At 68.5% G+C, this 9,334-nt stretch carries 8 protein-coding genes and 1 pseudogene; 2 read left to right on the forward strand and 7 right to left on the reverse strand.

The annotated features are described in order from the left end of the window. Window positions 1–691: 691 nt before the first annotated feature. The 3 genes and pseudogenes from ACIGXM_RS37120 to ACIGXM_RS37130 all read right to left on the reverse strand — a co-directional run. Window positions 692–1,606: pseudogene (locus ACIGXM_RS37120) on the reverse strand (ADP-ribosylglycohydrolase family protein); the annotation flags it as partial. Between the two features lie 223 nt (window positions 1,607–1,829). Continuing rightward, window positions 1,830–2,675 (reverse strand): SDR family oxidoreductase, encoded by an 846-nt coding sequence (locus ACIGXM_RS37125; RefSeq protein ID WP_396568539.1) that lies wholly within the window; start codon window positions 2,673–2,675, stop codon window positions 1,830–1,832. 44 nt (window positions 2,676–2,719) lie between these two features. Beyond that, on the reverse strand, window positions 2,720–3,565 hold the full coding sequence (locus ACIGXM_RS37130) for an SDR family oxidoreductase (RefSeq protein WP_396568540.1): 846 nt from the start codon (window positions 3,563–3,565) through the stop codon (window positions 2,720–2,722). Window positions 3,566–3,723: 158 nt separating this feature from the next. Here ACIGXM_RS37130 and ACIGXM_RS37135 point away from each other — a divergent pair, with 158 nt between their 5' ends. Further along, entirely contained in the window at window positions 3,724–4,299 is a 576-nt protein-coding gene (locus ACIGXM_RS37135) for a TetR/AcrR family transcriptional regulator (RefSeq protein WP_396568541.1), read from the forward strand. 382 nt (window positions 4,300–4,681) lie between these two features. Here the strand turns inward: ACIGXM_RS37135 and ACIGXM_RS37140 are convergent, their stop codons facing one another. From ACIGXM_RS37140 to ACIGXM_RS37155, 4 genes are all read right to left on the reverse strand, one after another. After that, the gene (locus ACIGXM_RS37140) at window positions 4,682–5,767 is read right to left on the reverse strand and encodes an amidohydrolase family protein (RefSeq protein WP_396568542.1); all 1,086 of its coding nucleotides are present in this window, start codon (window positions 5,765–5,767) and stop codon (window positions 4,682–4,684) included. A 336-nt stretch (window positions 5,768–6,103) separates the two neighbouring features. Further along, the gene (locus ACIGXM_RS37145) at window positions 6,104–7,234 is read right to left on the reverse strand and encodes an MAB_1171c family putative transporter (RefSeq protein WP_396568543.1); all 1,131 of its coding nucleotides are present in this window, start codon (window positions 7,232–7,234) and stop codon (window positions 6,104–6,106) included. Beyond that, complete coding sequence (locus ACIGXM_RS37150; RefSeq protein ID WP_396568544.1) at window positions 7,231–7,746, reverse strand: hypothetical protein; 516 nt, start codon at window positions 7,744–7,746, stop codon at window positions 7,231–7,233. The genes ACIGXM_RS37145 and ACIGXM_RS37150 overlap by 4 nt, the downstream gene beginning before the upstream one ends. Before the next feature lie 86 nt (window positions 7,747–7,832). Then, the gene (locus ACIGXM_RS37155) at window positions 7,833–8,276 is read right to left on the reverse strand and encodes a helix-turn-helix domain-containing protein (protein WP_396568545.1); all 444 of its coding nucleotides are present in this window, start codon (window positions 8,274–8,276) and stop codon (window positions 7,833–7,835) included. A 336-nt stretch (window positions 8,277–8,612) separates the two neighbouring features. Here ACIGXM_RS37155 and ACIGXM_RS37160 point away from each other — a divergent pair. Next, the coding region (locus tag ACIGXM_RS37160) for an IS5 family transposase (protein ID WP_396568546.1) at window positions 8,613–9,334 on the forward strand (722 nt) is incomplete at its 3' end.

Raw genomic sequence — 9,334 nt, forward strand, 5'->3', positions numbered from 1 at the left:
AGCTGTGTGCGTGCGGCAATCCGGTAGGCACGCTCGTGGCGGACTGCCTCATGCAGAACGAACTGCACCTCGATCCCCGGCGCATCTGGGCGGAGCCATAACTACATTCGGACACGAACGTGGATCCGTCCAACGACCCGATGGTCCTCCGCCCAAGCCGTCGATCTGGCGCGTTGCTACTCAAGTGACCTCGGCGGTACCGGAGGCAGCCGATGTCCTCCACGCACCAGCCACGGGATCCCCGAGGTGGAAGATCGTCAGGTCGGGCAGTGGATCAGCTACCGAAGCGCAGCCGGCGGTAGCGTTGCCACAGCTCCGGGCGGTCGGCCTTGCCGAAGTGCATGTTCAGGAGCATCTCCAGGAGAGTGTTCTCTTGTTCGTCGCTCCCGCGCCGGTAGCGGTCCGGGTCGGACTCCACCCAGGCGCTCACCGGCCGCCGGCCGTCCGTGGTCGTCTCGACGGCCACCTCGAACAGGCAGCGGGTCTCGCTGCGGATCACGAAGAACCGGTCGCCTTCGAGGCAGGTGTCCCACTTCTCGTCCATGCTCTGGGCCTGGAGGCCGTGGCGGACCCGCTGCCACTGTCCAGGCGTCCACACCAGGTCCGGCACCGGTATCGGCTCCGGCCGCGCGATCGGTGCCGCGTGGGGAAAGTCCGCCCGACTCGTGTCCGTCCCGAGCCGCTCCGGCTCCAGCCAGTCAGGCAGCCGTTCCGCGCTGTCGTACCATGCAGTCGGGACGCCCTGGACGCCCAGGCGGGAGGCCACGATCGCGCCCACGATTGCACATGTGGTGTCGACGTCCCCGCCCGCCGAGGCCGTCGCCCACAGTGCGGCCTCAAATTCGTCGAGGTGCCTGGCCGCGCACCACAGCGTGAACGGCACCGTGTCCACCGCGCTGACCTGCCGCCCGTTGCCCAGTTGGTGGGCCGCCAGCTCCACATGCGGCTGATCGACCAGGCCAAGCGCCTCGACCACACCCTCGCGGACCTTCCCAGCCGGGGTCAGCTCCACCACCGGCCGCAACAACTCCCGTGGCGTCATGCGACGGCCACGACTGCGCGCCGCACATGCAGTCGCGACCGCGACGGCCACCGACCCCGCCACCGCCTCCGGGTGCGTGTGGGTGACCTCGGCCGAACGCGCCGCCTGCCAAGCGGCCTCCTCCAAGTCCACGGCGAACCAGGCCCCCAGCGGCGCCACCCGCATCGCCGCACCGTTACCGAAGGACCCCTGCCCGTCGAACAGCCCGGTGGCAAGGTCCCGCCACTCACCGCCTTCGCGAACCAGCCGAAGGAGCCGGTTCATCGCCGGACCATACCCCCGGTCGAAGTCATGCCGCCGCGCGAACGACCGCGCCAGCTCCCACTGATTCACCGTGCCGCGCAGCCGCAGCCCGTCGAACACCGAACAGGCCATCTCGGTGTCATCCGTCCACGGCCACGGACCAGGCGGCAGCCGGCGCTCGGCCAGAGCCGGCCGGTTCTCGGGAACGAAGAACTGCGCACCGAACGCATCACCGACAGCCAGGCCATACAGACTGTCGCGGGCAGCAGAGCGGTGGTCAAAGGAAGGAGGGAAAGTCGAGGTCTGGGACTGATCGGTCATCACCAGGCATCATGCCAATCACGGCGGAGACGAACCAGCGAATTCCACAGCAAGCCATGGCCGGCGAGCGAGCAACCCGCCCACAGCCGCACCTCGCGCACTCTAGCCTGCGACCCCGCTGCGTCGACGGCGCGGACGAAGGCCGAATGGGGACCATCCGCTTCTTCACCAGCACTGCCAGGGCAGCCTCCGCCTGTCCGCCCAGGAGGCCGCCGTCTTCGGTTCAGCGGACCCAGGTGTTGGTGAGGCTCTGGACGGCGGAGCCGTCGAGGTCGGCGAGCGTGGTGGCGACGAAGTCGCGCGCCCACTCGGAGGTCTGGATGCGGACGGCCGGGCGGTCGCCGGTCAGGGCGTCGATGATCGGGGCGGCGGCCTCGGCCGGGGTCTGGGCGTGGCTGAAGATGTCCCGCGTGCGGGTGATGTACGCCTGAAGGGCCGGGGCGTAGGGCCCGGCCGCGGCGAGTGCGGCGGGAAGGTCCAGGCCGAGGTTGGCGACGAACTCGCTCGCGACCGGGCCGGGCTCGACGATGGTGACGTCGACGCCGACGGTGGCGGCGACGGGGGCGAGGGACTCCATGAAGCCCTCGACGGCGAACTTGGCCGCGCAGTACGCCTCGTTGAAGGGCTGGCCGAGGATGCCGCCGACGCTGGAGACGGTGATCACCCGGCCGTGGGTGGCGCGCAGGTGGGGCAGGGCGGCACGGGTGGCGGCCACCATGCCGAAGAAGTTGACCTCCATCGTGGCACGGACCTCGTCGACGCCCATCAGTTCGACGGTGCCGAGGTGGGCGGCGCCGGCGTTGTTGACCAGTGCGTCGAGGCGGCCGTGCTCGGCGATCACCTCGTCCAGGCAGGCGGCGATGCTCTCGGAGTCGGTCACGTCCAGGCGCTTGACCTGGATCCGGTCGGCCACACCCGCCTCGGCTGCGGCCTTCAGCAGGGCCTCGGCCTTGCCGGTGTCGCGCATGGTCGCGATGGTCGTCCAGCCCGCCTGGGCGGCGCCGATCGCGGTGGCCAGGCCCATGCCGGAGGACGTGCCGGTGATCAGGACGGTCTTCGGGGAAGTCATGAGGGATGCTCCTGTTTCTGGGGGTGTTCGGTTCTTGGGGCGGTTCAGCGGACCCAGGTGCGGGTCAGGGTCTGGACGGCGGAGCCGTCGAGGTCGGCGAGCGTGGTGGCGACGAAGTCGCGGGCCCGCTCGGAGGTCTGGATGCGGAAGGGCGGGCGGGCGGCGGTGAGGGCGTCGATGATTGGGGCGGCGGCCTCGGTCGGGGTCTGGGCGCCCTCGAACACGCTGCGGCGCAGGCCGAGGTACGCCTCAAGGGCCGGGGCGTAGGGCCCGGCCACATCCAGCAGGGCGGGGATGTCCAGGTTCTGGTTGGCGACGAACTCGCTTGCGACCGGGCCGGGTTCGACCACGGTGACGTCGACGCCAACGGTTGCGGCGACGGGTGCGAGGGACTCCATGAAGCCCTCGACGGCGAACTTGGCCGCGCAGTACGCCTCGTTGAAGGGCTGGCCGAGGACGCCGCCGACGCTGGAGACGGTGATCACCCGGCCCTGGGCGGCACGCAGATGGGGCAGGGCGGCACGGGTGGCGGCCACCACGCCGAAGAAGTTGACCTCCATGGCGGCGCGGACGTCATCGACGCTCATCAGCTCGACGGTGCCGGTCTTCGCGGCGCCGGCGTTGTTGACCAGTGCGTCGAGACGGCCGTGCTCGGCCATCACCTCGTCCAGACAGGCGGCGATGCTCTCGGAGTCGACCACGTCCAGGCGCTTGACCTGGACGCGGTCGGCGACCTTGTGCTCGGCTGCCGCCTTCAGCAGGGCCTCGGCCTTGCCCGTGTCGCGCATGGTCGCGATGGTGATCCAGCCGGCCCGCGCGGCACCGATCGCAGTAGCCAGGCCGATACCGGAGGACGTGCCGGTGATCAGGGCCGTCTTCTCGCTGGTCATCAAGGGTTCTCCCGTCAAGAGTAACTGGCGTCGGCAGCAAACGGGGAACTCCCCGGTTCGCTCCGCAACGGTAACCGGAGAACTCCCCGGTTAGCAAACGTAACCGGGGGACTCCCCGTTTGCCCGGGTAGACTGATCAACAGACGAAGGGAACAGCCTTGACCACCCAGCCGACCCCGCTGCGCGCCGACGCCCGCCGCAACCGGGAGCGCATCCTCGAAGCGGCCGTACGCGCCTTCTCCGAGAAGGGCGCGGACGTCCCGATCGACACCATCGCCAAGGCCGCGGGCGTCGGCTCGGCCACGCTCTACCGCCACTTCCCCACCCGCGAGGCACTCATCGAGGCCGCCTACCGCAACGAGCTGGCCCGCGTCTGCGACAGCGCCGCCGAGTTGCTGGCCGACCTCCCGCCGGATGAGGCGATGCGCCTGTGGATGGACAGGTTCATCGACTACCTGGCCGCCAAGCACGGCATGGCGGACGCCCTGCGGGCCGCGGTCGCCTCCGGCGCGGACCCCTTCGCCGAGACCCTCGACAAGCTCGGCACCACGATCGGCACCCTGCTGCACGCCGGCGCCGACGCCGGTCTCCTGCGCGCGGACATCGACTCCCTCGACGTCGGCTTCAGCCTCGCCGGCGTCGCACTGATCACCAGCACTCCCGCCCAACGCGAACGGGCCGGCCGTCTCCTCGACCTGCTCCTCGACGGGCTCCGCTACGGCACGGACCGATAGCCCATCCCCCGTGCGCGCTCCACCACGCAGCAGGCAGCCCTGCAGCGTACTTGTCGCCACGCTCAGCGAAACAACGTCGGCGTCCACATCGTCAGGGCGCGGTCGGCCCTCCAGCACAAATCCGGCAAACGCTCGCCCGCTTCCCCCGGATTCGGCTCGCCGTGCCGAGCAGCGAGTTGCAGTGGCGACACACGCGCCTCATGCGGGGTCTTGAGTCGCTGCCCCTCCTTCCCTAAAGACGGTCGCATTTTCTCGGCACGGCAATCGGAAACTCGTGTGCTCTGGGCACGCGTGCTGCCGGGGCCAGCCAGCTATCACTGGTACTGGTCCCGGCAGCACAGGATCCCGGTCATCTGGTGCAGGTGGAGCGAACGTGACGCACTCACCAACTGCTGGCTGCTCCGTTGCCGTACGGACGTCCTCCTGCCATGACCAGGCGTACGGCGTGAAGGGCGCTCAGGTCGCGGAGCGGGTCGCCGTCCACGATGAGCAGGTCGGCGCGGTAGCCGGCGGTGAGCTGCCCGGTTTGGGTGTCGATTCCGAGGGCGCGGGCGGCGTCGATGGTGGCCATGTCGATGATTCGGTCCAGGGAGAGGCCCAGGTGTTCGTAGAGCTCGAGACTGCCCACGAAGCCGTCGAAAACGGAGCCCGGTACCCCGGCGTCCGTTCCGGCCACCAGGCGGACCCCTTGTTCGGCCATCCGCCGCACCTGGCCGAACAGTTGTTCGGCTCGCTCCGCGCCGAAGTACTCGGCGAAGCGCCGCCAGTTGTGGCTGGCCGCCGGGCAGACGTGGATCTCCTTGGCGACGATGTCGGCGACCACGTCGGCGCGCAGCTCGAAGCCTCCCTCGACCATCCAGGTGCAGTGCTCGATGGTGTCCACTCCGGCGGCGACCGCGGCGGCGATGCCGTCCACGCCATGGGCGTGGGCGGCGACCGGGAGGCCGGCCCGGCGGGCTTCCGCCACCACTGCGTGCAGTTCCTCGGTGGTGAACTGGGACTGCCAGGTCGCCGCGCCGCCCTTGGTGAGCCCGCCACCCGTGGCCATCACCTTGATCACGTCGGCGCCGATCGAAGCGTTGTGCCTCACCCGGTCCCGGATGGCCTCCTCGCCGGACACCTCGCCGCCCAGGAACCAGCAGTGTCCGCCGGGCGGGGTGAGGGGAGCCGTCGCCGCCAGGATCCGCGGACCGGCCAGCAACCCCGCCGCGATGGCGTCCCGCAGCCGCACCGAGAGCCCACCCCGGTCACCCAGGTCCCGCACCGTGGTCACACCCACGGCCAGCGCCTGCTGCGCCCGGCCGGCCATGCCGAGCAGCAGGCTCGTGTCGTCCGCCTCCCGCAACGAGGTTACCGGGTCCGGCCCAGCGTCGAAGGCGAGATGAACGTGACAGTTGATCAGCCCAGGGAGGACGGTGCCCTCGGGGAAGGACACCCGCCGCACGCCGTCAGGGGCGACTTGTTCCACCTCGTCGCGTGTCCCGACTGCGGCGATGGAGTCTCCAGTGACGAGTACGGCCCCGTCGTCCACGCATTCGCCGCCAGGACCCGTGAGTACCCGCCCAGCCGAGATCAATAGCTCCATCATCCGTCTCCTTGATCCAATCGTGTTTGTCTGCCACGAACCGATCGCCACCCACGCGCCGACGCCCCGGCTCCGGCCTGTGGATGCGATGTGCCGGGGGCCAGTCCACCAGGGCGGGGCGCTGCACGGCGTCGAGGTGGATCGGCCCGCGATCGAGTCGTCATCCGGGCCGTGCGCCTGCGGGCAAGTGTGGGGCTCACCAGGCACAGATGCGACGTGCTATCCGGGTCCAACCGCATCTGCCAGTGCCACGAGTTGTCGTACGTCGGCGTCAAGGTCGTCGCTGCGCGGCAGTGCTATCGGAACCGCCGTCGAAGTCGCCGAGCCGCCTGACAAGTAGGTCTCGAGTGCCGTTCGCAGGTGCTCGGCCAGGGCTACGGGCGAGGTCTCGCCGTCACCGTCGCCATAGGCGCAGAGGTCTGCGAGGTACGGGCTGATGCGTACCAGGCCGTCACGGCACTCGATGACGCGCCGGTAGTAGCGATGGTGAACGCTTCGAAGGGAAAGGACATAGTCCCATCGGCTGACAGGTACGCGATTCAGGGCGTCTTCGGGGTACGCCTCGTGCAGCATCGTCCAGAGCGGATACAGCCGCCGGTAGAGGCGACGATGGTGCCGCCAGATTCGTATTGCGGCGACCCGTGTGACGAAGCCGGGGTAACTGACGCCGATCATGAACAGTGGGACCCCAATGACCAGCAGAAGATCCGCGCTCCGGAGCAGCGCCACGGGAACTGAGCCGCCCCACCACCGGATTACGACGAATACGGCACGAACCGAGCTGGCTGCCACCAGCCCGGCCATGCCTGCAGCTGCCATCCACAGCCCGGCGGCAAGGGGACGGGTGGACATCCGGGCATAGCGCCAGGTCCAACGTAGCGCCGAGGCCATTGCGTAGACCAAGTACAGTCCGGCCACCAGGTAGAAGACCGCCACCTGGGTCACCCGCATGTCCGTTGTCGCGTAGAGGCGATCTTTGACGCTCTGCGGAGTGGTGAGAGCTGCCAGCGAGATGGTCGCGATGGCGATGACGAGTGGGACGGCTTCCCATCGGGCGCGGATTCGACCTTGGCGGTGATCTGACGCCGAGTAGAGGTAGAAGCACATAAGCCAGTAGGCGGCCCCGAGGAGTAGCGCGTTCTGCAGGAGCTTGGCTGAGCCGTGCCCCGCGAGACTGTCGAAGGCCCTCGCAGCGCTCTGAAGGCCGAGCGGGAATGCCGCGCCAACAGAAGCAAGGCACAGCGTAACCGCGCGGAGCGGGCTGTCCTGAGGTGCTTTGACCAGCTGATACAGCTTCCAGGTCAGAGCTGCGAGGATAGCCACGCCGGGAAGTGCTACCAAGATGGTCATAGCCACCCCTGCCGATCACCCAATGCCGTCTGCACCCGCTGCACAGAGGGGTTGCTGGACTTGCGCGGAGTCACCTGGTCGAGCACGGAGGCCCACTCCAGGATGATCGTGGCGACCAGTTCGGCCTCTCGTTCGTGCTCCTGGTCGTAAGAGGTCCGCCGTAGTGCTCGTCGGATGGCTTCCTGCGAGAGGTCGGGCATCATCTCTCGCCAGAACTCGTCGTCGCCATCGTCGCTCTGGTGGTCTGCCAGGATATGGCCGACCTCGTGCAGGATGATGTGATCCTGGTGGATCTTGCTGGTCTCCCGCTGGTACAGGATGTAATCAGCCGACGAAGTGGCAAGCCATACACCGAACGGCCCAGGCACGGGCAACGAGTAAGGCACGAGCCGGATCGGGCGCTGGCGTCGTTCCCCGAGGAGCCGGCACAAAACGTCCACCCGTAACGGGGGCTGGATGCCCAACGCCTGCAACTCGCGCCTGCAGCGACGCCGCAGCTCGCGGTCTTTCAATCTGCCCACCCCTGATCAGATTTTGATGTCGTTCGCCACTAGCGCCTGCCCCCGCCGGGTGCCAGCAGCCTGCCGATGCCGTCCGGTCACAAGCCCCGCTGTTCCGCTTGCTCCAACTGGTAGACGACGTCGAGAAGATCCATGACCTGTTTGCGTCGAGCCGGCGACAGCTCGCCGGCGCGCATAGCCATCAGCTTCACCTCGCTGCTGCCGACCGCCGCGTCCAGGCGCTCCTGCTCGGCCGCCAGGAGCCCCAACTGTCCCTCGACCCGGTCCGTCACCTCGTCGTCGAAGAAGTAGGCCGCTGGCACCCCAAAGAAGTCCGCCAGAGCCTGCAGGTGTTTGAGGGTCGGGTTCGTCTTCTTGTTCTTGCGTAGCTGCCAGATGTAGCTCTGCGAGATCGCGACGCCGGTCTTGCCGATGGCAGCCGCGACGTGCTCGTTGCTGTACTCCTGGCCCCCGCGGGGCTTGACGGTCGCGAACAAGTGGTTCAGCTTGTCCGCCAAGCTACGGCCTACCTGCTCGGTCACAGCGACCCCCTCGCGGCATCACCCTCGGCTCCACTCGTGTCAATGTACCTCAACCCCAATCTCTGCACGACAGTTGAATCCCGCCCGGGCGCATGGCTAGACTGCCCCGAACCGGCTCCACTGAGGTGCACACGCATCGAAAATGATCTTAAACGAGGGTGGAGGAGCTGGTCGCCGAGCCAGAGGGGGAGGCATGGCGGTGCACTGGGGGGCGCTCGAGGCAGCATGCGATCAGGGCAGGCGAAGGTCCGGGGCGCGGAACCGCCCCGCCGCTACCCCTCAGACCGCGTTTGAGATCTGCCGTGTCCCGTTGCTGAGGGGCTCGTTGAGCCCTCTGTGAGTGGTGTTGGGGGTGGGTATCCGTCGGACCTGACGGACGAGCAGTGGGCGCTGGTGGAGCCGTTGCTCCCACCGGCGCGGGTGGGTCCGAAGGGCGGTCGGCGGGAGAAGCATCCGCGGCGGCGGATCGTGGACGCGATCTTCTACGTGGTGCGGACCGGGTGTGCTTGGCGGCAGCTGCCGAAGGACTTCGCTCCGTGGCCGACGGTGTACTGGTACTTCACGTGGTGGCACGACGACGGCACCGTTGAGCGCATCCATGACGTCTTGCGTGGCAAGGTCCGTGAAGCCGACGGCCGCGACGCGGAGCCGAGCGCGGGCTTGATCGACTCCCAGTCCGTCCGCAGCGCCGACACAGTCCCCGCTGCCACCAGGAGGTTCGACGCGGGCAAGAAAGTGAAGGGCCGCAAGAGGTTCATCGTCACCGACACCCTCGGATTGCTCCTGGCCGTCCATGTCGTCGCGGCGAGCATCCAGGACCGTGATGGAGCGAAGCGGCCGTTGCTGTGGACCAGGCTCGACCACCCCAGCGTCAAGAAGGTCTGGGCCGACCAGGGCTTCGCCGGCCGCCTGGTCGAGTGGACCACCAGGATCCTCGGCCGCGATCTGGAGATCGTCCGTAAGGACCCGGACCAGCGCGGCTTCCAGGTCCAGCCCAAGCGGTGGGCGGTGGAGCGCACCTTGTGCGCCACGAGGCGCTCTGTTTGTATCCCCGGCTC

This window comes from Kitasatospora sp. NPDC052896, from assembly GCF_044547075.1.
Lineage (GTDB): Bacteria > Actinomycetota > Actinomycetes > Streptomycetales > Streptomycetaceae > Kitasatospora.